24 protein-coding genes are annotated in these 26681 nt (G+C 68.3%); 15 read left to right on the top strand and 9 right to left on the bottom strand.

Features of this window, described 5'->3' with window-relative positions; genetic code table 11:
• Nucleotides 1–79: 79 nt before the first annotated feature.
• The 3 genes from aceF (at nt 80) to AC1PMG_RS18770 (ending at nt 4112) form a co-directional block, all read left to right on the top strand.
• Nucleotides 80–1834 (top strand): dihydrolipoyllysine-residue acetyltransferase, encoded by a 1755-nt coding sequence (gene aceF / locus AC1PMG_RS18780; RefSeq protein WP_481109845.1) that lies wholly within the window; start codon nt 80–82, stop codon nt 1832–1834.
• Between the two features lie 132 nt (nt 1835–1966).
• Complete coding sequence (gene lpdA, locus AC1PMG_RS18775; protein ID WP_481109844.1) at nt 1967–3763, top strand: dihydrolipoyl dehydrogenase; 1797 nt, start codon at nt 1967–1969, stop codon at nt 3761–3763.
• Between the two features lie 61 nt (nt 3764–3824).
• Nucleotides 3825–4112 (top strand): hypothetical protein, encoded by a 288-nt coding sequence (locus AC1PMG_RS18770; RefSeq protein WP_481109843.1) that lies wholly within the window; start codon nt 3825–3827, stop codon nt 4110–4112.
• Nucleotides 4113–4259: 147 nt separating this feature from the next.
• Here AC1PMG_RS18770 and AC1PMG_RS18765 read toward each other — a convergent pair whose 3' ends face one another.
• Nucleotides 4260–5072, bottom strand: a complete 813-nt coding sequence (locus AC1PMG_RS18765; protein ID WP_160962364.1) for a porin family protein — start codon at nt 5070–5072, stop codon at nt 4260–4262.
• 447 nt (nt 5073–5519) lie between these two features.
• Here AC1PMG_RS18765 and AC1PMG_RS18760 point away from each other — a divergent pair, with 447 nt between their 5' ends.
• The 10 genes from AC1PMG_RS18760 (at nt 5520) to AC1PMG_RS18715 (ending at nt 14019) form a co-directional block, all read left to right on the top strand.
• Nucleotides 5520–5885 (top strand): ATP synthase subunit I, encoded by a 366-nt coding sequence (locus AC1PMG_RS18760; RefSeq protein ID WP_026143249.1) that lies wholly within the window; start codon nt 5520–5522, stop codon nt 5883–5885.
• Nucleotides 5886–5911: 26 nt separating this feature from the next.
• A complete protein-coding gene (gene atpB / locus AC1PMG_RS18755) occupies nt 5912–6706 on the top strand; it encodes a F0F1 ATP synthase subunit A (protein WP_481109842.1) in 795 nt (264 codons plus the stop codon).
• Nucleotides 6707–6783: 77 nt separating this feature from the next.
• The gene (atpE, locus tag AC1PMG_RS18750) at nt 6784–7083 is read left to right on the top strand and encodes a F0F1 ATP synthase subunit C (RefSeq protein ID WP_010340497.1); all 300 of its coding nucleotides are present in this window, start codon (nt 6784–6786) and stop codon (nt 7081–7083) included.
• 114 nt (nt 7084–7197) lie between these two features.
• The gene (locus AC1PMG_RS18745) at nt 7198–7668 is read left to right on the top strand and encodes a F0F1 ATP synthase subunit B (RefSeq protein ID WP_017910291.1); all 471 of its coding nucleotides are present in this window, start codon (nt 7198–7200) and stop codon (nt 7666–7668) included.
• 1 nt (nt 7669) lies between these two features.
• Nucleotides 7670–8197, top strand: a complete 528-nt coding sequence (locus AC1PMG_RS18740) for a F0F1 ATP synthase subunit delta (RefSeq protein WP_017910292.1) — start codon at nt 7670–7672, stop codon at nt 8195–8197.
• Between the two features lie 147 nt (nt 8198–8344).
• Complete coding sequence (atpA, locus tag AC1PMG_RS18735) at nt 8345–9892, top strand: F0F1 ATP synthase subunit alpha (protein ID WP_026143773.1); 1548 nt, start codon at nt 8345–8347, stop codon at nt 9890–9892.
• Between the two features lie 187 nt (nt 9893–10079).
• Nucleotides 10080–10943 carry a F0F1 ATP synthase subunit gamma gene (gene atpG, locus AC1PMG_RS18730; protein WP_342074030.1) on the top strand — a complete coding sequence of 288 codons (864 nt, stop codon included), beginning with the start codon at nt 10080–10082 and terminating at the stop codon, nt 10941–10943.
• 144 nt (nt 10944–11087) lie between these two features.
• Complete coding sequence (gene atpD / locus AC1PMG_RS18725) at nt 11088–12494, top strand: F0F1 ATP synthase subunit beta (RefSeq protein ID WP_017910295.1); 1407 nt, start codon at nt 11088–11090, stop codon at nt 12492–12494.
• Between the two features lie 144 nt (nt 12495–12638).
• The gene (locus AC1PMG_RS18720; RefSeq protein WP_019796279.1) at nt 12639–13061 is read left to right on the top strand and encodes a F0F1 ATP synthase subunit epsilon; all 423 of its coding nucleotides are present in this window, start codon (nt 12639–12641) and stop codon (nt 13059–13061) included.
• Nucleotides 13062–13473: 412 nt separating this feature from the next.
• Entirely contained in the window at nt 13474–14019 is a 546-nt protein-coding gene (locus AC1PMG_RS18715) for a chorismate mutase (RefSeq protein ID WP_481111708.1), read from the top strand.
• A gap of 626 nt (nt 14020–14645) precedes the next feature.
• Here the strand turns inward: AC1PMG_RS18715 and AC1PMG_RS18710 are convergent.
• Nucleotides 14646–15029: a GtrA family protein gene (locus AC1PMG_RS18710; RefSeq protein ID WP_481109841.1), complete on the bottom strand. Its 384-nt coding sequence runs from the start codon at nt 15027–15029 to the stop codon at nt 14646–14648.
• Between the two features lie 140 nt (nt 15030–15169).
• Between AC1PMG_RS18710 and glmU the strand changes: the two genes are divergently transcribed.
• The gene (glmU, locus tag AC1PMG_RS18705; protein ID WP_481109840.1) at nt 15170–16537 is read left to right on the top strand and encodes a bifunctional UDP-N-acetylglucosamine diphosphorylase/glucosamine-1-phosphate N-acetyltransferase GlmU; all 1368 of its coding nucleotides are present in this window, start codon (nt 15170–15172) and stop codon (nt 16535–16537) included.
• 3 nt (nt 16538–16540) lie between these two features.
• Complete coding sequence (locus tag AC1PMG_RS18700) at nt 16541–17062, top strand: GNAT family N-acetyltransferase (protein ID WP_481109839.1); 522 nt, start codon at nt 16541–16543, stop codon at nt 17060–17062.
• 380 nt (nt 17063–17442) lie between these two features.
• On the opposite strand, the gene AC1PMG_RS18695 is transcribed toward AC1PMG_RS18700, so the two are convergent.
• From AC1PMG_RS18695 to AC1PMG_RS18665, 7 genes are all read right to left on the bottom strand, one after another.
• Nucleotides 17443–18798, bottom strand: a complete 1356-nt coding sequence (locus AC1PMG_RS18695; RefSeq protein WP_017916671.1) for a sensor histidine kinase — start codon at nt 18796–18798, stop codon at nt 17443–17445.
• Complete coding sequence (locus AC1PMG_RS18690; RefSeq protein WP_481109838.1) at nt 18795–20132, bottom strand: sigma-54-dependent transcriptional regulator; 1338 nt, start codon at nt 20130–20132, stop codon at nt 18795–18797. Before AC1PMG_RS18690 ends, AC1PMG_RS18695 begins: the two co-directional genes overlap by 4 nt.
• Nucleotides 20133–20234: 102 nt before the next feature.
• Nucleotides 20235–21470 carry an ABC transporter permease gene (locus AC1PMG_RS18685; protein WP_481109837.1) on the bottom strand — a complete coding sequence of 412 codons (1236 nt, stop codon included), beginning with the start codon at nt 21468–21470 and terminating at the stop codon, nt 20235–20237.
• Complete coding sequence (locus AC1PMG_RS18680) at nt 21467–22798, bottom strand: ABC transporter permease (protein WP_481109836.1); 1332 nt, start codon at nt 22796–22798, stop codon at nt 21467–21469. Before AC1PMG_RS18680 ends, AC1PMG_RS18685 begins: the two co-directional genes overlap by 4 nt.
• Nucleotides 22799–22834: 36 nt before the next feature.
• On the bottom strand, nt 22835–24055 hold the full coding sequence (locus tag AC1PMG_RS18675) for an ABC transporter permease (RefSeq protein ID WP_342074033.1): 1221 nt from the start codon (nt 24053–24055) through the stop codon (nt 22835–22837).
• A 38-nt stretch (nt 24056–24093) separates the two neighbouring features.
• Complete coding sequence (locus AC1PMG_RS18670) at nt 24094–25395, bottom strand: ABC transporter permease (protein ID WP_481109835.1); 1302 nt, start codon at nt 25393–25395, stop codon at nt 24094–24096.
• Between the two features lie 48 nt (nt 25396–25443).
• Nucleotides 25444–26673 (bottom strand): ABC transporter permease, encoded by a 1230-nt coding sequence (locus AC1PMG_RS18665; RefSeq protein WP_481109834.1) that lies wholly within the window; start codon nt 26671–26673, stop codon nt 25444–25446.
• Between the last annotated feature and the right edge of the window lie 8 nt (nt 26674–26681).

The following is a 26681-nucleotide window of genomic DNA, read 5'->3' as shown; positions in this document are numbered from 1 at the left end:
TGCCCGCCAAAGGTTGGCGCTGCGGCTGCGGGCCGCCACAATAGGGGTTTCCCCCTCATTAGTTGCCGGAGTTCCCCGCATGGCCGAAATCAAGGAAGCACTTGTCCCCGATATCGGTGACTACAGCGACGTCCCGGTAATCGAAGTGCTGGTGGCCGTCGGCGACACGGTGAAGAAGGACCAGAGCCTGGTCACCCTGGAATCGGACAAGGCGACGATGGAAGTGCCGTCGCCGTTCGCCGGCGTGGTCAAGGAGATCAAGATCAAGGTCGGCGACAACCTGTCCGAGGGCAAGGTGGTGGCGCTGATCGAAGTGGCCGAGGGCGGCGCCAGTGCCGCACCCGCCGCGCCTGCGGCCGCCAAGGCCACGCCTGCGCCGGCCCAGCAGGCCGCCGCTCCGGCCGCCGCGCCCGCGCAGAACGCGGTCAAGCCGGCGCCCGCCGCGGCTGCGGCGACCGGCGTGGTCGAGGCGCGGGTGCCGGACATCGGCGACTACAGCGACGTGCCGGTGATCGAGGTGCTGGTCGCGGTCGGCGACACGGTCAAGAAGGACCAGGGCCTGGTCACCCTGGAGTCGGACAAGGCGACGATGGAAGTGCCCTCGTCGGTGGCCGGCGTGGTCAAGGAACTCAAGGTCAAGGTCGGCGACAGCCTGTCCGAGGGCAAGGTGGTGGCGCTGATCGAAGTGGCCGGCAGCGATGCCGACGCGCCGGCCGCGTCCGTGGTGCAGCCCAGCGCCGAGACCGGCGGCGGCGTGGAGCCGGTGCCGGCCTCGTCCGCGCCGGACAAGCTGGCCCAGCGCGAGATCGCCCAGGTCCAGGCCACGGCGCCGGCCAAGGCCGCCGCGCCGTCCGCCACCCAGAGCAGCCCGCCGGTGGCGTTCGACGCCGACAGCGTGCTGCCGCAGAAGGTGCCCTATGCGAGCCCGGCGGTACGCGTGTTCGCCCGCGAACTCGGCGTGGACCTGTTCCAGGTCAGCGGCTCGGAGCAGGGTGGCCGCATCAGCAAGGACGACGTGCAGCGCTACGTCAAGGCGGCGCTGTCCGGCGCCGCGCCGGCGGCCGCCGGTGCCGCGCCCGCCGCGGGCGGCAATGGCCTGAACCTGCTGCCGTGGCCGAAGGTGGACTTCGCCAAGTTCGGCGAGGTCGAGGTCAAGCCGCTGTCGCGCATCAAGAAGATTTCCGGTGCCAACCTGGCGCGCAACTGGGCGATGATCCCGCACGTCACCCAGTTCGAGCAGGCCGACATCACCGACCTGGAAGCCCTGCGCGTGGCGCTGAACAAGGAGAACGAGAAGGCCGGCATCAAGCTGACCATGCTCGCCTTCCTGCTCAAGGCCAGCGCCGCGGCGCTGAAGCAGTTCCCCGAGTTCAACGCCTCGCTCGATGCCAGCGGCGAGAACCTGACCCTGAAGAAGTACTTCCACATCGGCTTCGCCGCCGACACCCCGAACGGGCTGGTGGTGCCGGTGATCCGCGACGTGGACAAGAAAGGCGTGGTGGAGCTGGCGCGCGAGAGCGGCGAGCTGGCCAAGAAGGCGCGCGACGGCAAGCTGGGCCCGGCCGACATGAGCGGCGGCTGCTTCTCGATCAGCTCGCTCGGCGGCATCGGCGGCACCGCCTTCACCCCGATCGTCAATGCGCCGGAAGTGGCGATCCTGGGCGTGTCCAAGTCCTCGATCCAGCCGGTCTGGAACGGCAAGGAATTCGCGCCCAAGCTGCTGCTGCCGCTGTCGCTGAGCTACGACCACCGCGTCATCGACGGCGCCGCCGCCGCGCGCTTCACCACCTACCTGAGCCAGGTGCTGGCGGACATGCGCCGCGTGCTGCTGTAAGCCCTGTCGTCACGGCGCCGCGTCCGTCGCGGTGCCGGTTTTCCCCCACCTGCGCGCGCCGCCTGTCTGCGCGGTCGCGCCGACGAACTGCAAACGCCCACCGCCGCGGCGATGGGCCACAGGAGAAGCTGCATGGCGGTCATTGAGGTCAAGGTCCCGGATATCGGCGACTACAGCGACGTTCCGGTCATCGAGGTGCTGGTCGCCGTCGGCGACACGGTGAAGAAGGACCAGGGCCTGGTGACGCTGGAGTCGGACAAGGCCACGCTGGAAGTGCCGTCCGCGGCCGCCGGCGTGATCAAGGAGCTGAAGGTCAAGCTCGGCGACACCCTGTCCGAGGGCGCGGTGATCGCGCTGCTGGAGACCGCCGACGGCGCCGCAGCCGCGCCTGCCGCGGCCCCGGTCGAGGTACCGGCCAGCAAGCCGCCGGTGGCGCCGTCGCACCGCGCGCCGGCCGAGCCGCCGGCGCCCAAGCCGGCGCTGTCCAGCGGCAAGCCCGCCGACATCGAATGCAAGATGGTGGTGCTCGGCGCCGGTCCCGGCGGCTACACCGCCGCATTCCGTGCCGCCGACCTGGGCCTGGACACGGTGCTGATCGAGCGCTACGCCAGCCTCGGCGGCGTCTGCCTCAACGTCGGCTGCATTCCGTCCAAGGCGCTGCTGCATGCGGCCGCGGTGATCGACGAAGTCGCCCATGCCGGCGATTTCGGCGTGGACTTCGGCAAGCCGAAGATCACCCTGGACAAGCTGCGCGAGTACAAGGAAAAGGTGGTCGGCAAGCTCACCGGTGGCCTCGCCAGCATGGCCAAGCAGCGCAAGGTGCGCACCGTCACCGGCGTGGCCAGCTTCGTCTCGGCCAACGAGCTGGAGATCGTCGGCGCGGACGGCAAGACCCAGTTGCTGCGTTTCGAGCACTGCATCGTCGCCGCCGGCTCGCAGGCGGTGAAGCTGCCGAATTTCCCGTGGGACGACAAGCGGGTGATGGACTCCACCGACGCGCTGGAACTGCAGGAGATCCCCAAGACCCTGCTGGTGGTCGGCGGCGGCATCATCGGCCTGGAAATGGCCACCGTGTACAGCGCGCTGGGCAGCAAGGTCACCGTGGTCGAGTTCATGGACCAGCTGATGCCCGGCGCCGACAAGGACCTGGTCAAGCCGCTGGCCGACCGCTTGAAGAAGCAGGGCGTGGAGGTCCATCTCAAGACCAAGGCGGCCGAGGTCAAGGCCGACAAGAAGGGCATCACCGTGACCTTCGAGGCCGCCACCGCGGGCGAGACGCCGGCGCTGGCCGCCACCACCTACGACCGCGTGCTGGTCGCGGTGGGCCGCGCGCCCAACGGCAAGAAGATCGGCGCCGACAAGGCCGGCATCAACGTCACCGAGCGCGGCTTCATTCCGGTCGACCGGCAGATGCGCACCAACGTGCCGCACATCTTCGCCATCGGCGACATCGTCGGTAACCCGATGCTGGCGCACAAGGCCACCCACGAGGGCAAGCTGGCCGCGGAAGTGGCCGCCGGCGAGAAGAAGGAGTGGGTGGCGCGGGTGATCCCGTCGGTGGCCTACACCAACCCGGAGATCGCCTGGGTCGGCGTCACCGAGACCGAGGCCAAGGCCAAGGGGCTGAAGGTCGGCGTGGCCAAGTTCCCGTGGGCGGCCAGCGGCCGCGCCATCGGCATCGGCCGCACCGAGGGCTTCACCAAGCTGATCTTCGACGAGGAGACGCACCGCATCATCGGCGGCGCGATCGTCGGCGTGCATGCCGGCGACCTGCTGGCCGAGATCGGCCTGGCGATCGAGATGGGCGCGGAGGCCGAGGACATCGGCCACACCATCCACGCGCATCCGACCCTGAGCGAGTCGGTCGGCATGAGCGCCGAGGTCTACGACGGCACCATCACCGACCTGTACATCCCCAAGAAGAAGTGACGCCGCCCGGCGCGACCGTGCCGCTGCGTGCGGCGCGGTCGCGGCCGTGGTGAATCCATGCATGGAGGTCGCCGTGGGGCAGGGCACCCTATGTCCCGAACTGCAGGCGCTGCTGCAGCGCGAACTGGCCAGCGGCAACCGCATCGCCGAGCCGCCGCGCCGGACCGACTGGCCGCATCCGGGCTCGGTCTTCGTGTCGCTGAAGCGCGACTTGCGCAGCGACATGGCGGCGCTGCCGGCGACGGTGCAGCATGCGATCTGCACCGATCCGCACTACGGCTGGTACGACGAGTGCTACTGCACGACGCACCAGCATCTGCTGGTGGCGGGAGCGACCAAGCCACCCTGAGCGTGTGTTGGCTGCGGCCATGTGACTGCCGCCGCGTCGGCCGTCTGCAAGATACCCGCCGTTAAACGACAGAACCCCGCATCGCTGCGGGGTTCTGCATGACGCTCCTCGCGGGTCCCGGGTCCCGGGTCCCGGGTCCCAAAACAATCAGAACGCGAAGGTCACGCCCGCGACCGGGCCCTTGAACTCCTGCTTCAGGCCGACGCTGGCGTTGTCGCGCTTGCGGTCCACGTCCAGCTTGAACCAGTCGTAGCCGGCGAAGATGCCGAAGTTGCGGGTGAAGCGGTACTCGACGATGGCGTTGGCGCGGCTCAGGTCGCCATCGTAGTCGCCGAAGTCGCCCCACTTGGTGTTGAGGTACTGACCCTGGATGTTGAACAGCCAGTGCTCGCTCGGATGCGCGGTGAAGCGCACGCCGACCACCGGCGCGGCGCCGTCCTCGCTCTCGTCCAGGAACGTGCCGGTGTAGACCGGGCCCAGGTCGGCGTAGGCATTGGACTGCACCTTGGCCCACTCGGCACCGATCTGCAGGCCCATGCTGAACTGCGGGTTGTCGATCACCGAGTAGTCGTACACCAGGCTGGCCACCTGGTACTTCAGCTCGCCCTTGACGAAGCTGCCCGACGGCACGGTCACGCCGCCCAGGCTGACGTCCTGGCCCAGCTCTTCGCGGCGGTCCTTGTCGAACTTGAAGTAGTCGAAGATCAGGCGCTGGCGGGTGCTGAGGCGGAACACGCCGTCCACGCGCGGCTCCCATTCCTTGCCGCCGAAATTGAAGTCCTGCGAGCCGGAAATGGCGTTGCCGTTGATCACGGCGTTGCCGCGCAGGGTGTTGTCGTTGTCCACGTTCATCGCGCCGACGCGCAGGGTGAAGCGGTCGTCGCCGTCTTCGGCGTGGGCGGGCAGCGCATAAGCGGCGGCGAGCGCGCACGGCAGTGCCAGGGCAAGCAAGTGTTTCATGGGGGACAAGCTCCGTCGTCTTGGGATTTTTTTGGATGGGGCGTCGGTGGCAGGGCCACCGCGTGCCGTCACTATCCTTAAATTTGCGTCCACCATTCGTGAAAGTATGGTGGCCCGGGCCGCCACGCCCGTCCCAGAACGCGCAACGAAAAGAGCCCCGGGAGGACCGGGGCTCGGTGGGTCTGCGCTGTGGGCCGACGAGGATGGGCGCAGTCCCTGTCCGATCAGACAGCGCAGTGGACAGAAAGTTCCTCCGCCAAGGCGTGCTGCAACGCCGCATTCGGCGCCGGCGGCGGGCGGTGGCCGTGTTATCGTCTACGGGCGGATGGGCATTCGGACGCGGTCAGGACCCCTGGCGGTTGTCTCGCAAATTGTCCCATTGCTATAATTCCGCGGCTCGACGGACGCGAAGACGTCCTCAATCCACCACCAATTGCAGGATTTTCTGTGCTGAACTCCGTTGATGCGGGTCGGCGGCTGATGCTGCGCGCAGCGATTTACCCGCTGGTGGCGGTGGCCGTGGTGTCCCTGCTGTTCCTGCTGCTGGGACCGAAATACGCGATGGGCGCCGCCGCAACCGGGCTGGCGACCGTGGCAGGGGGATGGCTGGCAGCACGCACCGCGCTCAATGGCGGCGTGCAGGCGGCAGGTTCGGCGCTGGCGCGGTTGATCGTGGCCATGGTGCTGAAGTGGGTGTTGGTGTTCGCGGTGCTGGCGCTGGGCTTTGCCTGGTGGCGGTTGCCTCCTCTGGCCCTGTTGGCGGGTATCGCCGTCGGGCTGATGTTCCAGGTTCTGGCTCTGGCCAGGCGTTGATCGAATCAAGAAAAGGCTCAGGACTCATGGCGGGCGAGGCACTAACCCCTACCTCCTACATCCAGCACCACCTCAAGAACCTCACCTTCCAGGTGCAGGAAGGCGGGTTCTGGCAATTGCATGTCGACACCCTGGTGATGTCGCTGCTGATGGGCCTGTTGATGGTGTTCGGTTTCTGGCTGGCCACGCGCAAGGCCACCGCGGGCGTGCCCGGCAAGTGGCAGGCGTTCGTGGAAATCATGCTGGAGTTCGTCGACCGCCAGGCCAAGGACACCTACCACGGCACCAGCAAGCTGGTGACCCCGATCGCGATCACCCTGTTCTTCTGGATCCTGATGATGAACCTCATCAAGATGGTCCCGGCGGACTTCATCGCCAAGCCGCTGGAACTGCTTGGCGTGCATTTCTGGAAGCCGGTGCCGACCGCCGACGTCAATGCAACCCTGGGCATGTCGATCAGCGTGTTCTTCCTGATGCTGTTCTTCTCGCTGCGCTCCAAGGGCGTGGGCGGGATGACCAAGGAATTCCTCACCGCGCCGTTCGGCAAGTGGATGCTGCCGTTCAACCTGATCCTCAATATCGTCGAATGGCTGAGCAAGCCGGTGTCGCTGGCGATGCGACTGTTCGGCAACATGTTCGGCGGCGAGATCGTGTTCCTGCTGATCTGGGTGCTGGGCGGTGCCGGCATCCTCGGTGCGCTGGCCGGCGGCGCGTTCGGCTTCGGCTGGATGCTGTTCCACCTGCTGGTGATTCCGCTGCAGGCGTTCATTTTCATGATGCTGTCCATCGTGTACCTGAGCCTGGCGGAAGACAGCCACTGACGTTTCTGTTTCACGCGTTCTAAGCAACCCTTCGTTCGATTCACCATCCTCAAGCAACTTTGTTCCTGGAGAAAACCATGTACTTCGCCGTCCTGACCAACCTCGCCCAAGTCCAGAGCTCCACCGTCCTCGCCGTCGGCATCATGATCGGCCTGGCCGCGCTGGGCGCCGGCCTCGGTCTGGCCATCATGGCCGGCAAGTTCCTGGAATCGGCCGCGCGCCAGCCGGAACTGATCCCGGTGCTGCAGGTCCGCATGTTCATCACCGCCGGCCTGATCGACGCCGCGTTCATCATCAGCGTCGCGGTCGGCCTGCTGTTCGCGTTCGCCAACCCGATGATCGGCGAGTTCGTCGCGCGTCTGCCGCAGGGCGGTTGATCCCGTCGTACCGGCGTGCGGTCGCCATCGGCGGCCGCCGCTACGGATGAAGGTTCGGACGCGTCGCCGTGCTGGCGGCGCGTCCACCCCGTCACCATTGGCTGAGCGTACCCCATGAATATCGGTCTCACCCTCTTTGCCCAGGCGCTGGCGTTCGCCGGTCTGATCTGGATCGTCGCGACCAAGATCTGGCCGCCGCTGATGCAGGCCATCGAAGAGCGCCAACAGAAGATCGCCGAAGGCCTGGCCGCCGCCGATCGCAGTCAGAAGGATCTGGCGCAGGCGCAGGAAAAGGTCAACGAAGCGTTGAAGGACGCCCGCATCAAGGCCAACGAGATCATCGATCAGGCCCATGCGCGCGCCAACCAGATCGTCGAGGCGGCCAAGCACGAGGCGATCGTCGAAGCCAACCGGCAGAAGGAACTGGCCCAGGCCGAGATCGACGCCGCGGCCAACCGCGCGCGCGAAGACCTGCGTCGCCAGGTGTCGCTGCTGGCGGTGAGCGGCGCCGAGAAGCTGCTCAAGCGCGAAATCGACGCCAACGCCCACAAGGCGCTGCTCGACGAGCTGGCGGCGGAGATCTGAGATGAGCCAGGCCCTCACACTGGCGCGTCCCTACGCTCGCGCCGCGTTCGCCGCGGCCAGCGACGCCGGCAAGCTCGCGCCCTGGTCGCAGGCGCTGGCGTTCTCCGCCCAGGTCGCCGCCGATCCGCGCGTGGCCGCGCTGCTGCACAACCCGCTGCTGCAGCGGGAGCAGGCGGTGTCGCTGCTGGCGCCGGAAGCGGCCGACGAGCAGTACCAGCGCTTCCTGAGCCTGCTGGCCGAAGGCCAGCGGCTGCCGCTGCTGCCGGAGATCGCCGGGCTGTACGACCAGCTGCGGGCCGAGGCCGAGCGCGTGGTGCAGGCCAACGTGACCTCCGCGACGGCGCTGAGCGATGCCGAGGTGGCCTCGCTGAAGGTGGCGCTGAAGCAGCGCTTCGGCCGCGAGGTCGAGATCACCACGGCGGTGGACGCTTCGCTGATCGGCGGCGCGGTGATCGATGCCGGCGACGTGGTCATCGACGGTTCGTTGAAAGGCAAGCTGTCGCGTCTGCAATCCGCACTGGCCCACTAAGAAACGGGAATGGCGAATAGAGAGGAGAGAACCCGGCCCGGCGGCGACGCCACCCGCGATTCCCGATTCCCCATTCCCGATTCTCAAAGAAGCTAACCACACGTCGCCATCCGCCGCTGCGCGATGGACGATCCGAAGGAAACCAAGATGGCAACCACGCTCAACCCCTCCGAAATCAGCGAACTGATCAAGAACCGCATCGAGCAGGTCAAGCTGGCCGCGGAGTCGCGCAACGAAGGCACGGTCACCAGCGTGTCCGACGGCATCGTGCGCATCTTCGGCCTGGCCGACGTGATGCAGGGCGAAATGATCGAACTGCCGAACGACACTTACGCCCTGGCGCTGAACCTGGAGCGCGACTCGGTCGGCGCCGTGGTGCTCGGCGACTACGAGAACCTGCGCGAAGGCGACGTGGCCAAGACCACCGGCCGCATCCTGGAAGTGCCGGTCGGCAAGGAACTGCTGGGCCGCGTGGTCAACGCGCTGGGCGAGCCGATCGACGGCAAGGGCCCGCTGGGCACCAGCCAGACCGCGCCGGTGGAGCGCGTGGCGCCGGGCGTGATCTGGCGCAAGTCGGTCGACCAGCCGGTGCAGACCGGCTACAAGTCGGTCGACGCGATGATCCCGATCGGCCGCGGCCAGCGCGAGCTGGTCATCGGCGACCGCCAGACCGGCAAGACCGCGCTGGCCATCGACGCGGTGATCAACCAGAAGAACACCGGCATCAAGTGCGTGTACGTGGCGATCGGGCAGAAGGCCTCGACCGTCGCCAACATCGTGCGCAAGCTGGAAGAGAACGGCGCGCTGGCGCACACCATCGTGGTCGCCGCGACCGCCTCCGAATCGGCGGCGATGCAGTACATCAGCGCCTACGCCGGTTGCACCATGGGCGAGTACTTCATGGACCGCGGCGAAGACGCGCTGATCGTGTACGACGATCTGTCCAAGCAGGCCGTGGCCTACCGCCAGATCTCGCTGCTGCTGAAGCGCCCGCCGGGCCGCGAAGCCTACCCGGGCGACGTGTTCTACCTGCACAGCCGCCTGCTGGAGCGCGCCGCGCGCGTGTCCGAGGAGTACGTGGAGCAGTTCACCAAGGGCGAGGTCAAGGGCAAGACCGGTTCGCTGACCGCGCTGCCGATCATCGAGACCCAGGCCGGCGACGTGTCCGCGTTCGTGCCGACCAACGTGATCTCGATCACCGACGGCCAGATCTTCCTGGAAACCGACCTGTTCAACGCCGGCATCCGCCCGGCGGTGAACGCCGGTATCTCGGTGTCGCGCGTCGGCGGCGCCGCGCAGACCAAGATCATCAAGAAGCTCTCCGGCGGCATCCGCATCTCGCTGGCGCAGTACCGCGAGCTGGCGGCGTTCGCGCAGTTCGCCTCGGACCTGGACGAAGCCACCCGCAAGCAGCTCGAGCGCGGCCAGCGCGTCACCGAGCTGATGAAGCAGAAGCAGTACATGCCGATGTCCATCGCCAACCAGGCGCTGTCGATCTACGCGGTCAACGAGGGCTACCTCGACGACGTGCCGGTCAACAAGCTGCTGGCGTTCGAAGAGGGCCTGCATGCCCACTTCGCCAACACCCAGGGCGAGCTGATCGCCAAGGTCAACGACACCGGCGACTGGAACGGCGACATCGAGGCCGCGTTCAAGAAGGGCATCGGCGAGTTCAAGACCACCGGTAGCTGGTAAAGAGCCGGGATTCGGGATTGGGCATTCGGGATTCGTAAGAGCGGTGGTACAGGGGATCTGCCGATCCCCAATCACCGTTACGGATCTCAAGAGTCAGGTATTTGGGTTTGTAGGTGAGGTGGGTTTGGGAGCGTTAGCGAATCCCCAATCCCCAATCCCGAATCCCACGAGCGGAGCGAGCGAGAGCATGGCAGGCGGACGCGAAATCAAATCCAAGATCAAGAGCGTGCAGAACACCCGCAAGGTGACGCGCGCGCTCGAGATGGTCTCGGCTTCCAAGATCCGCAAGGCGCAGGATCGGATGAAGACCTCGCGTCCGTACGCGCAGGCGATGAAGCAGGTGATCGGGCATCTGGCGCAGGCCAGCACCGATTACACGCATCCGTTCCTGGTGCAGCGCGAGTCGGTCAAGCGCGTCGGCTACATCGTGATCTCCTCCGATCGCGGCCTGGCCGGCGGCCTGAACAACAACCTGTTCCGCAAGATGCTGGGCGAAGTGCGCCAGTGGCAGGACCAGGGCGCGGGCGTGGACGTGGTCACCATCGGCCAGAAGGCCTCGGTGTTCTTCCGCCGGCTCAAGGTGGACATGGTCGGCAGCGTCAGCCACCTCGGCGACCTGCCGCAGCTGGAGCAGTTGATCGGCGTGATCAAGGTGATGTTGGATGCGTTCACCGAAGGCAAGCTGGACCGCGTGTATCTGGTCTACAACCGCTTCGTCAACACGATGACGCAGAAGGCCAGCTTCGACCAGCTGCTGCCGCTGCCGGCGGCCGAGAGCCAGGTCGCGCACCACGACTGGGACTACCTGTACGAACCCGATGCCGCGAGCGTGCTCGAGCACGTGATGACGCGTTACATCGAGTCGCTGGTGTACCAGGCGGTGCTGGAGAACGTGGCGTCCGAGCATGCGGCGCGCATGGTCGCGATGAAGGCGGCCAGCGACAACGCCAGCAAGCTGATCAGCACCTTGCAGTTGGTCTACAACAAGGCGCGTCAGGCTGCGATCACCCAGGAAATTTCCGAAATCGTCGGCGGCGCAGCGGCCGTGTAGTGCCGGGATTGGGGATTGGAGAGTCGGGTCGGCAAGAGCAGCGCAGCGCGCTTTTGCGAATCCCGAATCGCGAATCCCCACTCACGAAATCCATGGGATGGCGCAGGCCATCCGGACAGAACTAAAGCTAACCGGAGCAGCAAAATGAGTCAGGGCAAGATCGTTCAGATCATCGGCGCGGTCGTCGACGTCGAATTCGCGCGTGCCGATGTGCCGAAGGTGTACGACGCACTGAAGGTCGACGGCACCGCCATCACGCTGGAAGTGCAGCAGCAGTTGGGCGACGGCGTCGTGCGTACGATCGCCCTCGGCTCCACCGACGGCCTCAAGCGCAACCTGGTCGCCACCAACACCGGCCGTGCGATCTCGGTGCCGGTCGGCGCCGGCACGCTGGGCCGCATCATGGACGTGCTGGGGCGTCCGATCGACGAGGCCGGCGACGTGCAGGCCACCGACCATTGGGAAATCCACCGCGCGGCGCCGACCTACGAAGACCAGTCCTCGGCCACCGAGCTGCTGGAAACCGGCATCAAGGTCATCGACCTGATGTGCCCGTTCGCCAAGGGCGGCAAGGTCGGCCTGTTCGGCGGCGCCGGCGTCGGCAAGACCGTCAACATGATGGAGCTGATCAACAACATCGCCAAGGCGCACTCGGGTCTGTCCGTGTTCGCCGGCGTGGGCGAGCGTACCCGCGAGGGCAACGACTTCTACCACGAGATGAAGGACTCCAACGTCCTGGACAAGGTGGCGATGGTGTACGGCCAGATGAACGAGCCGCCGGGCAACCGCCTGCGCGTCGCGCTGACCGGCCTGACCATGGCCGAGTACTTCCGCGACGAGAAGGACGCCTCGGGCAAGGGCAAGGACGTGCTGCTGTTCGTCGACAACATCTACCGCTACACCCTGGCCGGTACCGAAGTGTCGGCGCTGCTGGGCCGCATGCCGTCGGCGGTGGGCTACCAGCCGACCCTGGCCGAGGAAATGGGCGTGCTGCAGGAGCGCATCACCTCGACCAAGTCCGGCTCGATCACCTCGATCCAGGCCGTGTACGTGCCCGCGGACGACCTGACCGACCCGTCGCCGGCGACCACCTTCGCCCACCTCGACGCCACCGTCGTGCTGTCGCGTAACATCGCCTCGCTGGGTATCTACCCGGCGGTGGATCCGCTGGATTCGACCAGCCGCCAGCTGGACCCGAACGTGATCGGCCACGAGCACTACGACACCGCCCGCCGCGTGCAGTCCACCTTGCAGAAGTACAAGGAACTGAAGGACATCATCGCGATCCTGGGCATGGACGAACTGTCCGAAGAGGACAAGCAGGCCGTGTCGCGCGCGCGCAAGATCGAGCGCTTCTTCAGCCAGCCGTTCCACGTGGCCGAGGTGTTCACCGGCTCGCCGGGCAAGTACGTGTCGCTGAAGGACACCATCCGCGGCTTCAAGGCCATCGTCGACGGCGAGTACGACCACCTGCCGGAGCAGGCCTTCTACATGGTCGGCGGCATCGAGGAAGCGGTCGAGAAGGCCAAGAAGATGGCCGAGAAGGCGTAAGAGCCGGGATTCGGCATTCGGGATTAGGGATTCGCAAGGCGGCATCGAGGACAAGGGAGTGGGTGTGAGGACGAAGCGGCTCGACCGCTTGGGCCAATCCCCAATCCCGACTCCCCAATCCCGCCTCGCGCCAGCGAGGTAACCATGAGCACCATCCGTTGCGACATCGTCAGCGCCGAGCATGAGATCTACCACGGCGACGCCACCCTGGTGGTCGCGACCGGCGAGCTGGGCGAGCTGGGCATCGCGCCCAAGCATGCGCCGTTGATCACCCGGCTCAAGCCCGGCAAGGTGGTGGTGACCACCCCGAGCGGCGAGCAGCTGGATTTCGCCATTTCCGGCGGCATCCTCGAGGTGCAGCCGCAGGTGGTGACGATCCTGGCCGACACCGCGATCCGCGCGCAGGACATCGACGAAGCGTCGGTGCGCAAGGCCAAGGAAGAAGCCGAGCGCCTGCTCGCCAACCGCGGCGAAGGCATGGACGTGGCCGAGGCGCAGGCCAAGCTGGCCGAGGTCACCGCGCAGTTGCAGGCGCTGGAGCGCCTGCGCAAGAACCTCAAGCACTGAGTTCACCGCCCCGCGGCCGCATGGCCGCATGCGCGACGACGACGCCGGCGTTTGCCGGCGTTGTCGTGTCTGGGAGATGGGGCTCCTTCGCACGCTGCCTCCGCGTGCATGTGGGGGATCATCTCGCGCACCCGGCTTGCCGCACTCTGTGACGCGCAGGCGCATTGGGCCGCCGTGAAGATCGCATTCCTGCGGCGCGGCCCGCGATTGAGTTGGACTGCGACGCAGCGCACGGCGCTGGCTTGCTGGTCGCTGACTCGGCCGCGCTGTCACGCGACAAGACGCGGGTGCGGTCATCGCGCGGTCGGTGGACTGCGGCAAGATGGCCGCCCGATCTGCGGTCCATCCCCCACCCGCAGACGGTTACCGGAGAACCGAGATGAGCCTGTCCGCTTCCGTTCCTCGTCCCTGCATGCATGCGCTGACCGCCGTGCTGGCCGGCGCCCTGTTGATGGGATGCGCATTGCCCGCACGCAGCGCCACCCCGTTGGAGCCGCTGCTGGATCGCATCGTCGAGCGCAATGCGATCGGCGACCAGGTGGCGCTGAGCAAGTGGGACAGCGGCAAGCCGGTGCTGGACGCCACGCGCGAGGCCGCGGTGCTGGCGAGCGTGCGCGATCAGGCGCCGGCCCACGGCGTGGATCCGGACGATGCGGCGCGCTTCTTCGGCATGCAGATCGAATCCAACAAGCTGGTGCAGTACGAACTGCTGTCGCGCTGGCACCTGCACGGCCGCGCGCCCAACAGCCCGCGCCCGGACCTGACCGCGCTGCGCGCGCGCCTGGACCAGCTGCAGGGCGAGATGCTGGATGCGCTGCAGGCCAGCGCCGCGGTGCGTCAGGCCCCGGATTGCCCGGTGACGACCGCGCGCGCGGCCGAGGCCTATGCGCTGCGCTGGCAGTTGGACCAGCTGCACCGCACCGCGCTGGTGCGCAGCCTGGGCGATTTCTGCCACTGAGTTGGCGGTAGCGGGGGCCAGCGATGTGCTGGCTGCGCCCGACGCGGCGCTGGAACCGTTCTGGCGCTCTGCAGGCCGATCTGCGTGGCCGTCTAGGCCTCGCTCGTCGCGACTGAAGTCGCTCCCACAGGGATGTTCCCGGCATCCGCTAAGTCTTTGTGGGAGGGGCTTCAGTCCCGACAGCCGTTGAGGCCGATCGCTGTCCGGACTTCGCTCTTCGCGGCGGGTGCCCCTCATGGAAGTAGCCGGCGCACTCGTAGGAGCGGCTTCAGCCGCGACAAGCTCTACCGGTAGCGCCCGGTCGCGGCTGAAGCCGCTCCTGCGGTGCAACGTGGTTCTGGGCGGAAGCAGGGATTAGAGGCGACCTGGAGTCGCTCATCTGGGAACGCTTGCTGTATCTGATTGGTCTTCTGTGAGAGGGGCGTCCAGCCGCGCAGATGTCGAAGCCGGCTCCTCTCGCTCGCGAGAGGGGGAGTATCCCGTTGCCCGGGCTTCGCTCGCCGCGACTGAAGTCGCTCCCACCGGGATGTTCCCGGCATCCGCTAAGTCTTTGTGGGAGGGGCTTCAGCCCCGACAGCCAGCGCCGATCGCGCACAGCGTGCCGCCCGCCTGCCGTGCCGCCAGCGTTACCGGTAGACCAACTGCCGGCCCAGGAAGAACGACACCACCGCCAGCATGCCCTCGACCAGCGGTTTGGCCAGCCAGGCCAGGCGCAGGCCCAGGGCGTGGGCGCACAGCGCCACCAGCCAGGTGCTGAGCGCGGTGAGCACGATCCACATCGCCATGAAGCGGCCGAAGCGGCGCCAGCCCAGGCGCGCGGCGTCGTCGTTGGCGAAGGTGATGCGGCCGTTGAGCCAGAACCCGAGCAGGGCGCCGCAGACGCGGCCCAGCACGTTGCCCGGGACCGTCGGCATGCCGGCCGCGGTGGCGGCGACGAACACGCTCCAGTCGACCAGCAATTGCAGCAGGCCGATCAGCAGGAACTGGCTGCCCTGGCGTAGGAGACTCATGAACATCCGCAGGAGAAGACGATCGCGCATGCTAGCGCCTGCGGCGCCGATGTGCAGCCTGCCGCGTGTGGCGCATTCGTGACGGCAGGCGTGGCCGGCAGCCTCTAGAATTCGTCGTCCACCCGCAACGGAACCGCCCCATGAGTCTGCCCCTGCACGTCGTGATCCTCGCCGCCGGCGCGGGCAAGCGGATGAAGTCGGTCAAGCCCAAGGTGCTGCAGCCGATCGCCGGCCGGCCGATGCTGGCGCATGTGATCGAGACCGCGCGCCAACTGCAGCCGGATGCGATCCACATCGTCCATGGCCACGGCGGCGAGGCGGTGCTCGCGGCCTTCGCCGACCAGCCGGACCTGCTGTGGGCCGAGCAGGCGCAACAGCTGGGCACCGGCCACGCGGTGCAGCAGGCGATGGCGGCCGTGCCCGATGCCGCTACGGTGCTGGTGCTGTACGGCGACGTGCCGCTGATCCGCGCCGAGACCCTGACCCGCCTGCTGCATGCGCCCGGTCGCGTCGCGGTGCTGGTGGCCGAGCCGGAAGATCCCGCTGGCTACGGCCGCATCGTGCGCGATGCCGCCGGCAAGGTCGCGGCGATCGTCGAGCAGAAGGACGCCGACGACGAGCAGCGGCGTATCCGCACCATCAACACCGGCATCGTCACCGCCGAGTCCACCGCGCTGAAGCGCTGGCTGGCGCAGTTGCGCAACGACAACGCGCAGCGCGAGTACTACCTCACCGATGTGTTCGCCGCCGCCACCGCCGAATTCACCCCGGCGGAAATGGTGCTGGTGGCCGATCCGATCGAGGCCGAGGGCGCCAACGATCCGTGGCAGCTGGCGCAACTGGAACGCGCCTGGCAGTTGCGCGCCGCGCGTGCACTGTGCGAGCAGGGCGTGCAACTGATCGACCCGAACCGCCTGGACCAGCGCGGCCGCGTGCGCGCCGGCCACGACGTGCGCATCGACGCCAACGTGATCCTGGAAGGCGAGGTGGAACTGGGCGACGGCGTCAGCATCGGCCCGTTCGTGCGCTTGAAGGACGTGGTGCTGGGGCCGGGTACCGAGGTGCGTGCGCATTGCGACCTGGAAGGCGTGGTCGCCGAGGGTGCGGTGCAGATCGGCCCGTTCGCGCGGCTGCGCCCGGGCACGGTGCTGGCGGACGGCGTGCACATCGGCAACTTCGTCGAGACCAAGAAGGCGGTGCTGGGCGTCGGCAGCAAGGCCAATCACCTGACCTACCTCGGCGACGCGACCATCGGCAGCGGCGTCAACGTCGGCGCCGGGGTGATCACCTGCAACTACGACGGCGTCAACAAGTCGCAGACGGTGATCGGCGATGGCGTGTTCGTCGGCTCCAACAGCGCGCTGGTGGCGCCGCTGGAGATCGGCGACGGCGCCACCATCGGCGCCGGCTCGGTGATCACCCGCGGCGCGCCGGCCGGCAAGCTGAGCGTGGCGCGCGTACGCCAGGAAACCGTCGAAGGCTGGAAACGCCCGGGCAAGCGCGACTGAGGCATGGCCGGAAGCATCCGTCTGGCGCGCGAGCAGGAGTTGGCGCGATTGCCGGAGATCGAGCGGCGCGCCGGCGCCCTGCTGCAGGGACATCCGGCGCAGGCCGTGTTCGCGGCGCACGGACTGGATGCGGAGGCGCTGCGCGCCGGACTGACGCGCGAGCAGCTATGGGTGGCGCTGGACGAGGACGAACGTTGCGTCGGCTATCTGCTCGGCGGGTGCCTGGACGACGGTTTCCATGTGCAGCAGATGGACGTGGATCCGCGCTACGGACGCCGCGGCCATGGTCGGGCGTTGCTGCGGCATGCGCGCGCGGCCGCGGCAGTTGCTGGCTTCCAATGCATGCTGCTGACCACCTTGCGCGACGTGCCGTGGAATGCGCCGTTCTACGCCAGCGAGGGTTTCGTCGAGCTGCCGCCTGCGCAGTGGCGACCACAGTTGCGCGCGACCTGGCGACAGGAAGCCGCGCTCGGTTTCCCGATGCACCTGCGGGTGGCGATGCGTTGTCCGCTGCCATCGCGCTGACGCACGGCAGTCGGCGCCCTCGGTCGCGGGCGTAGCGTTGCACGGGGCCGAGCGGACGTCGTGCACGTCCAACGCGTCCCTCGCGCCGGCCTTGGTCGCTTCATCGACAAGACCGGCGTCGAACCAACGGTCGAGGAATGCATGCTTGTCATCGTAGGGTGATCGCGCACTTGGCCATCGGCCGTGGCGCAGCATCGAACGCGTCGTGCGCGCCCAGACCCACAGTGGCGGCCCTCGTTGCGAACTGGATCTTCCCCAGCAGCCACAAGGCTCGCCTCATCCGCGATGACGCTCTACGGGTTCCGGGTTCCGGGTCCCAGTCCCGGGCGTCAGCTTTCCAATCCCAAATCCCAACTCCCCAATCCCGGCTCCAAAAACAATCAGCCCCGCTCCCCCTGCGGCAACTGCACCGTCACGCACAGCCCGCCTTCGTCGCGGTTGTGCAGCGACAGGCGGCCGCCGTGGGCTTCGACGATCTCGCGGGTCAGGGCCAGGCCCAGGCCGGTGCCGTTGCGCTTGGTCGAGTAGAACGGCATCAACGCGTTGTGCAGCACCGCCTCGTTCATGCCGCTGCCGCGGTCCAGCACTTCCAGGCGCAGCCAGTCCGGGCGGGTGGACACGCGCACGCGCACGCCGTCGGCCGGCGTCTGCCCCTCGGGCAGGGATTCGTGTGCGTTCTTGACCAGGTTGAGCAGCGCCTGCTGCAGTTGCGCCGGGTCGACCCGGCTGTGCAGGTCCGGCGACTCCAGGTCCAGCGCGAACGGAATCTGCTGCTGCAGCCCGGCCAGGAACTGCGCCCAGTGCACCGTCTGCAGTTGCGGCTGCGGCAGCTTGGCGAAGCGCGCGTAGCCGCGGATGAAGCCCTCCAGGTGCCGCGCGCGTTCCTCGATGGTGCCGAACACCTCTTCCAGCCGCTCCACCTTCTGCCGCCGCACCAGCTCGGCGCCGGAGTGCGCCAGCGAGGCGATCGGCGCCAGCGAGTTGTTGAGTTCGTGGCTGATCACCCGGATCACCTTCTTCCAGGTGTGCACTTCCTGGCGGCGCAGTTCGGCGGTGAGCAGGCGGATCAGCAGCAGTTCGTGCGGGCGGCCGTTGAGATGGAAGCGGCGCTGCGACAGGTGGTAGATCTGCTCCTCCTCCGGATCCTCGTCGCTGCCTTCGATGGCGAACAGACTGTCGCCGCCGCGCGAGATCGCCTCGCGCAGCGGCGCCGGCACGCCCAGCAGCAGATCGTCCAGGCGTTGTCCTTCCAGCTTCCAGCCGCTGTGCAGCAGCTTGCGCGCGGCCAGGTTGGAGAACACCACGCGGCGCAGGCCGTCGCCGCCCTTGGAGGTGAGCAGCATCGCCACCGGGGTGTTCTGCACCATGGTGTCGAGCATCAGCTCGCGCTGCGCCAGGCCCTGGCGCTGTTCGCGCAGGATCTCGCCCAGTTGCGCATGCGCGGCGACCATCTCGCCGAGTTCGTCGTCGCCGCGCCAGTGCACGCCGAAGTTGTACTCGCCGTCGCGGTAGCTGCTGACGGTGCCGGCCAGGGCGCGGAACAGCGAGCGCATCGGCGCGGTGGCACGACGCAATGTCCACCACATCAACAGCAGCAGGGCCAGCGCCGAGGCCGTCACCACTTCCCAGCCGCGGTCCATCCAGTAGGCCAGCAGCCACGGCAGGGCGGCGGCCAGCGCCAGCACCGGCAGCAGGCGCAGGAACAGCATGACGGTGAAGGAGCGGCGCAGTTTCATTCGCGCGGGATGCCGTAGCGGTCCATGCGCCGGTACAGCGCCTGCCGGCTCATGCCCAGCTCCGCGGCGGCCTGGGCGATGACGCCATGCGCGCGGCCCAGTTCCGCCACGATGCGTTCGCGGTCGGGTTCGGCGGCGGCGGCCGTGCGCGGCGCTGCGGGCTTGGGCAGGTTGAGGTCGGCGGCCTCGATCTGCGCACCGCCGGCCAGCAGTTCGGCGCGCTGCACCACGTTGCGCAGTTCGCGCACGTTGCCGGGCCAGGCGTGGCGCTGCAGCGCCTGGCAGGCGCCAGCCGACAGCGGCTTGTCGCCGGAGAGGAAGTGTTCGGCCAGCGGCACGATGTCGCCGGGGCGCTCGGCCAGCGCCGGCAGCGACAGTTCCACCGCGTTGAGCCGGTAGTACAGGTCCTCGCGGAAGCTGCCGTCGCGGATCATCGCGGTCAGGTCGGCATTGGTGGCGCTGATCACCCGCACCTTGACCTGCCGCTCGCGGTTGGAGCCGAGCCGCTCGAACCGGCCGGTCTCCAGCACCCGCAGCAGCTTCATCTGCCCGGCCAGCGACAGGTTGCCGATCTCGTCCAGGAACAGGGTGCCGCCGTCGGCGGCCTCGAACTTGCCCTCGCGCACCTTGTTGGCGCCGGTGTAGGCGCCTGCCTCGGCGCCGAACAGCTCGGCCTCGATCAGTTCGGCCGGGATCGCGCCGCAATTGAGGGCCACGAACGGGCCGCGCCGCACCGAGGAGTTGGCCTGGATGATCTGCGCGATCTTCTCCTTGCCGCTGCCGTTGGGCCCGGTGATCAGCACCGGCAGTTCCGAGCGCGCCACCTGGCAGGCCAGGGCGATCGCGCGCTCGCTGGCGGGGTCGGCGAACACCGCGCCGCACAGGTCGTAGCGCTGCGCCAGCTGCTGGCGATGGCGGCGTTCGCCGTCGCGGCGGCGCTCCAGTTCGCGGCGGGTCTCGGACAGTTCCAGCAGGTTGTTGACCGTGGTCAGCAGCTTGCGGTCGTCCCAGGGCTTGGCCAGGTAGTCGGCGGCGCCGGCCTTGACCAGTTCCACCGCGCTGCTGAGCTGGGTCCAGGCGGTCAGCAGGATCACCGGCAGATCCGGATGGCGCGTGCGGATCGCCTCGAACAGGGCGACGCCTTCCTCGCCGGAGGTGGTGTCGGCGGTGAAGTTCATGTCCTGCAGGACCAGGTCGATGTCGCCCTCGCTCAGCCGCTGCAGGCCGGCCTGCGGGCTGTCGGCATGGACGGTGTCGATGTCGTGCAGGGAGAACAGCACTTCCAGCGCGGTGGCGACCGCGGGGTTGTCGTCGATGATCAGCAGGCAGGGCATCGTGCACCTTGGGCGCGGCGGGACACGCCGGCGGAGAAAAACGGACCAGGCGGCATCATCGCAGCCCGCGCGCGGCTTGTCGTGCCTGCGTGCATCGGCGGCTCAGACACTGCGGGTGGCCACCGCCGGCGGCACCGCCGCGGCGCGACGTGCGGGCGCCAGGATCGCCAGCTGGCCGAGCAGCAAGAGCACCGCAGCGACGGTCGGCAGGTAGCCCAGCGGCAGGCGTGGCAGATCGTAACGCTGCAACAGCGCTTGATTGAGCAGCAACGCCAGCACCATGCCCACGGCGCTGCCGGCGCTCACGATCAGCAGGTTTTCGGTCTGGAAATGGCGCAGGATGTCGCGACGGGTCGCGCCGATGGCGCGGCGGATGCCGATCTGGCGCGTGCGTTGCTGCACCCAGAAACTGGCCAGCCCGCCGATGCCCAGGGCGGTCACGAACAACAGGCCCGTGGTCGCCGCGAGCAGCAACCCGATCATGGTGGCATCGCGCTGGAAATAGCGCTGCCGCAGCTGGGCGTAGCTGCGGCGCCCTTCGAGCGGAATCAGCCGCAGCGGCCCTGCCTGTACCAGCGCGCCGGCCGCCGCGGCCAGGACCCGTTCGCGGTCCTGCGGCGCGCTGCGCAACAGGTATTGCACCTGGTTGCCCGCGGGAAGCTGCGGCGACAGCGCGGCCAGATGGTCGACCGCTGCGCCTCGCAGCGTCGTGCGCAGCAGATCGTCGACGACGCCGACGACAATGGCACCCTGGCCTCCTCCGTATAGCGTTTTGCCGACCGCAGGTTGACCTGGCCATAGTTGCTGCGCCAGCGTGCGGGTGACAATCACGGCGCTTGGCGTGGCGGTGGAATATTCGTCGGCACGGAAGTCGCGGCCAGCGATCAGGTGCGCGCCCATGGCCTGCACGAAACCTTGCGAGCCGGAGTAATACGTGGCCTGGATGCACCCTGTATTGTCCATCGAATGCTGCGCCATCGCGCGGTCCAGCGTCTGCCGGTCGGGGCAACCGCCATAGTCGTTGGCGCCGCCGGACAGTGGCAGGCTGAAGCCGATCGCGGCGGCCGCGGTGACACCGGGAATGCTGCGCAACGCCCGCAGATCGGATTGCTGCTGGGCCAGCGCATTGCCATCGCTCTGGACGCCGCGAACCGAGATCAGCGCCAGTTCTTCCTCGGGCAAGCCGCTGGAGACCCGCAGACGTTCGATGCGCCCACCGATCAGGAACACGGCGTTGGCGACGAAGGCGCAGGTCAGTGCGACCTGCAGGGCCAGCAGCGCGGCGGTCAGGCGGTGATGCTGCAGGCTGGAGAGGATGGGGCGGATCGGCAGATTCATGTCAGGTCCTTGATCTGCAGGGCGGGGTTGATCCGGCTGGCCCGCCATGCGGGCAGCAGACCCGCCAGCAGCGCGGCAATCACCGCAAGTGCCACGGTGGCGAGCAGCATCTGCATGTCCATCCGCGCCAGCCTGGCGTAGTCGTCCGGGCGCTGGCGCACGCTCCACAGACCCAACTCGGCGATCGCGATGCCCACGGCGCCACCGAGCAGCCCGATCAGCGCGGCTTCGCTGCCGAACTGCAGGAACACGTGGCTGCGGCGGGCGCCGAGCGCGCGTCGCACGCCGATCTCGCCGCCGCGACGCAGGAATTTCGCCAGTAGCAAGGCGATTACGTTGACCAGGCAGATCCACAGGAAGCCCAGCGCCAGCAGCGTCTGCAGGCGCACATCGTCGGGCACCATCCGCAGGTGGCGCAGCCACTCCATCAACGCATACAGGCGTGCACGCTGCGGCGGGCGCTGGAAGCGTCCGCTGGCGTGCTGTGTCGCGGCGTAGTCGTAGAGCAAGCGCTGGTAGGCGGCGACCTGCTGCGGCGTGTCCAGGCGCACCCAGAACTGCAGCCAGCTTGTCGACGGATCCTTGAATCGCGCCGCGTCGTTGCCGTTGAAGCTGTTCCAGCTGCTGATGTTGCTGTTGACGTCCAGTGCCAGTTCCATCGCGGTCGACAGGGGCAGGAAGAAATCGTCGCGCTGGCCGAAGCTGCCCTTGCTGCCCGGGTCGGCGTAGAACAGCGGTTGCGGATCCCAATCGCCGGTCACGCCGATCACCTCGAAGCCGATGCGCTTTCCCCCGAGCGCTACCCGCTGGCCGATCGGATCGCGCGCGCCGAACAGAGTATTGGCCAGGGTGCGGCTCAGCACGATGACGCGAGCGTGGTTCTGGTCGTCCTGTGTGCTCCAGCCGTGTCCGCGCTGCAACGGGATGCCGAACAGGGCAAAGAACCCGGCGCTGGCATAGCGGCCGCTCAGGTCGAGCGGCGCTTGGGCGCCGCGCGGTAGCCATAGCAACGCTTGCCCCCCGGCCATCGCCGCCTGCGGCGTGGCGGGTGCGGCGCGCAGCAGCGCCATTGCGTCTGGCCAGGTAAGGTTGTCGGCCGGATCGCTCCACTCCTGGTTTTCGGGATAGCTGGCCGGCAACGGATCCAGATGCGGGGTGTAGAGCGCACCGCTCCTGTCCGGCAGCGGGTCGCGCGACATCACGTGCAGCACCGTCAGCATGGTCATGCTCGCGCCGATGCCCAGGCCGATCGCCAGCACCATCAGCGCGGTGGCGATCGGCGTGCGCCGCAGGCTGCGCCAGGCCAGCAAAAGATAATGGTTCAGCATCCTGCCTCTCCTCGTTTGGACGGTGGCCGCGTTCGCTCAGACACTGCGGGTGGCCACCGCCGGCGGCACCGCCGCGGCGCGACGTGCGGGCGGCAGCACCGCGAGCTGGCCGAGCAGCCACAGCACCACCGCGCCGACCGGCAGGTACCACAGCGGCAGCCGCGGCAGTTCGTAGGCGCTCATCAGGTACAGGTTGGCGGCGTAGGCCAGCAGCATGCCGAGCACGATGCCGGTGCTGGCGAGCAGGAAATTCTCCAGCTGGAAATGCCGCAGGATCTGCGTGCAGGTGGCACCGAGCGCGCGGCGGATGCCGATCTGCTTGGTGCGCTGCTGCACCCAGAAACTGGTCAGGCCGACGATGCCCAGGGCGGTGACCAGCAGCAGCGCCACGCTCACGCCGACCAGCAGCCAGGCCATCGCCTGGTCGTCGCGGTAATAGGCCGCGCGTGCCTGCTGCAAGGTCCGGGCGCCTTTCACCATGCGCCGTGGACCGTGTTGCGCCAGCGTCGCCTTGGCTTGCCGCAACACCGCCTCGCGCTGTGCCGGGTCGCGTACGCGCAGCAGATAGGTGCCGTGATCGTAGGGAACGTTCACCGGGAACAGCATCGTGTCTTCGTAGTGGCCGGTGGTCCCGCCTTCGCGGGGTTGCACCAGGCGCTGCACCACGCCGACGATGCGGTGTTCGCCGTAGACGTAGATGGTGCGGCCCACCGCGTTCTGGCCGGGGAACAGGCGTTGCGCCAGCGATTGGCTGAGGATGACCGAAGGCGGGATGCGCTTGGCCACCGGATCGCGCAGTTGCGCGTCGTCGATGAACTCGTCGTCCGCGAAGCGGCGCCCTGCGACCAGGTGCAAGCCCAGGGTGTCGAGCAGCCGTGCGTCGCCGAAGTACTGCACCGCGTGCAGGGTGCTGCGTTCCTGATCCGGGCTGAGCGACACGCCGCTGTAGCCGAGCGAATCGCCGAACAGCGCCTGGTTGATGATGCTGGCGTCGCGCACACCCGGGATGCGTCGCAGCGCGTCCAGGTCGGCCCGGGTCTGCGCTGCGCCATTGCCGTCGCTGACCACGCTGCGGCTGCGCAGCTGCACCAGCTCCTGCTCGGCGACGCCGCTGGGCCGCTGCATGCGCTCGAGCCGCTGATCGATCAGGAACAGCGCATTGCAGACCACGGCGCAGCTGAAGGCGATTTCCAGCACGATCAGGCTGGCCGCGACGCGGTGCTTGCGCAGACTGGAGAGAATGGGATGGAGGGACACGGCGGGAGTTCCTGGCGAAGAGGGGCGCGCGTGGCGCGTCATTGCGACTTGAGCTGCAGGGCGGTGGGCACGCGCATCGCCTGCCATGCCGGCAGCAGGCCGGCGAGCAGGGCGCTGCCGAGGCTCAACGCCAGCGCGAGCAGCAGCATGCGGCCATCCATGTGCGCCAGCGCGGCGTAGGTGGACGGCTGCTGCCGCACCAGCCAGGTGCCGATCCAGGCCAGCAACAGGCCGGCGCTGCCGCCGACCGCGCCGATCGCCGCCACTTCGACCAGGTGCTGGGCGAAGATCGCGCGGCGCGAGGCGCCCAGCGCGCGGCGCACGCCGATCTCGCCGCTTTGGCGCAGGAACTTGGCCAGCATCAGCCCGGCGGTGTTGAGCAGGCAGATGCCCAGGAACGCCAGCGCCAGCCACACCTGCAGGCGCACGTCGGAGGGCACGGCGTGGTTGCGGTCCAGCCAGGTCATCACGTCGCTGAGGTGGATGTCCGGCGGATGGCGGAAGCGGCCGGCGTCGCGTTGCTGCTGCGCATAGGCCTGCAGCGCGTCCAGGTAGGCGGCGCGCTTGCCGGGGCTGTCCAGTTCCACCCAGTACTGGATCCAGGCGCAGGGGGCGTTCGCGCTGGTCCTGTTGCCGGCATGGTCGCCCCAGCATGACATCGAGCCGCTGACGTCCAGGTCCAGGTCGCGTGCGGTGGAGAACGGCACGAACACGTCCTCGCTGTCGCCATACTCGTTGTTGGTGAGATCGTAGAAGCGCGGGTTCATGTCCCAGACGTCGATCACCCCGACCACCCGCAGCACGGCATCGCCGAGCTGGAGCTGGCGGCCGACACTGTCCACGTCGCCGAACAGCTGGGTATTGAGCCGCCGCGAGATCACCGCGACACGTGCGCGCCGGGCATCGTCGTCCGCGGTCCAGGCGTGGCCGTAGCGCATCGGCACGGCGAACATCGGAAAGAAGTCGGCACTGGTGTAGCGCGCTTCGGCGCCGAACGGCGTCAGCTGCGGTTGCGCCGGCACCACCGTCACGCTGCCGGCCGACATCATCGCCTGGCGGTCGCCGCGCCGGTCGCGCAGCAGCGTCTCGGCATCGTGGCGGGTCAGTTGCTGCGGGTCGGTGTCGTTCGGATCGTAACGGTCGTCGGGTTCGACGTTGAGTTCGACGTTGAACAGTTGCGCGCTCTTGCCAGGGATGGGATCGGCCGCCAGCACATGGAACACGGTGAGCGTGGTCATCGACGCGCCAATGCCGACCGCGATCGCCAGCACCATCAGGGCGGTGAGCAGCCGGTTGCGGCGGAAGCTGTGCAGCGCCAGTTTGCAGTAGTAGCCGAACATCGTGGCGTCCTGGAGAAGGGGGCGGTGGCGGGCGATGGAAGGACGGGATCAGAGGCTGCGGGTGGCCACGGCCGGCGGCACCGCCGCCGCGCGCCGCGCCGGTGCGAGCACCGCGCACTGGCCGAGCAGCCACAGCGTCGCCGCGCCGAGTGGCAGGTAGGACAGCGGCAGCCGCGGCAGTTCGTACCGGCCCATCAGCCACTGGTTGATCGCGTACGCCAGCAGCATGCCCAGCGCGATGCCGGCGCTGGTCAGCAGGAAATTCTCGGCCTGGAAGTCGCGCAGGATCTGGCTGCGGGTGGCGCCGAGGGCGCGGCGGATGCCGATCTGCCGGGTGCGTTGCTGCACCCAGAAACTGGCCAGGCCGACGATGCCCAGCGCGGTGACCACCAGCAACGCCACGCACACCGCGCCGAGCAGCCACACCATGGTGCGGTCGCCCTGGAAGTAGGCGTCGCGGATCTCGCTGTAGGTCTGCTGCTCGAGCACCAGCCGGCTGCCGTCCACCTGCATCAGCGCCGCGGTCGCCGCGGCGAGCACGACCTGGCGTTGCGCCGGGTCGCGCACGCGCAGCACGTACAGCCCGTCGGTGTAGGGCATGCGCAGCGGAATCAGCAATGCGTAGGGCGCCTGCGCCGGGCCGACCAGGTCCGGGTTGGGGCGGGCCAGGGCGTCGACGATGCCGACCACCTGCGCCGGCACGGTGCCGCGGTAGACGGTCCTGCCCAGCGCGTTCTGTCCGGGGAACATCTTTTCCGCCGCCGCCCGGTTGAGGATGACCGCGCCGCCGGCGTTGCGCAGGCGCTCGTCGTTGCGCAGGGCGTCCAGGTCCAGGTATTCGTCGGCGCGGAAATCGCGCCCGGCGATCAGGCGCAGGCCCAGCGTGCGCAGCGTTGCCTCCTCGGCCTTGTACTGCGCTGCATTGAGCGTGGGCCATTCCTGGTCAGGGGTCAGATTCAGGCCGACGTTCCACGCGGCGTCCCCGAACGGCATTTGGTTGACGACGGTGGCGTTGCGCACGCCGGGCAGCGCGCGCAACGCGGCCAGGTCTTCGCGGGTGCGTGCCGCCGCGTCGACCTGCCGGCCGATGCCGCCGAGGGCGATCGTCACCAGTTCCGCTTCGGCGACGCCGCTGGCGCTGCGCAGGGTCGCGATGCGGTTGCCGATCAGGAACAGCGCGTTGCAGACGATCGCGCAGGCCAGCGCGATCTCCAGCACGATCAGCGTCGCCGCGGTGCGGTGCCGGGACAGCGTCGAGAGCATCGGGCCCAGTGCCATGACCGCGA

The organism is Xanthomonas sp. NCPPB 2250, from assembly GCF_056725265.1.
Note: the sequence above shows the minus strand (reverse complement) of the source record. Positions and strands in the feature narration are given on the sequence as shown.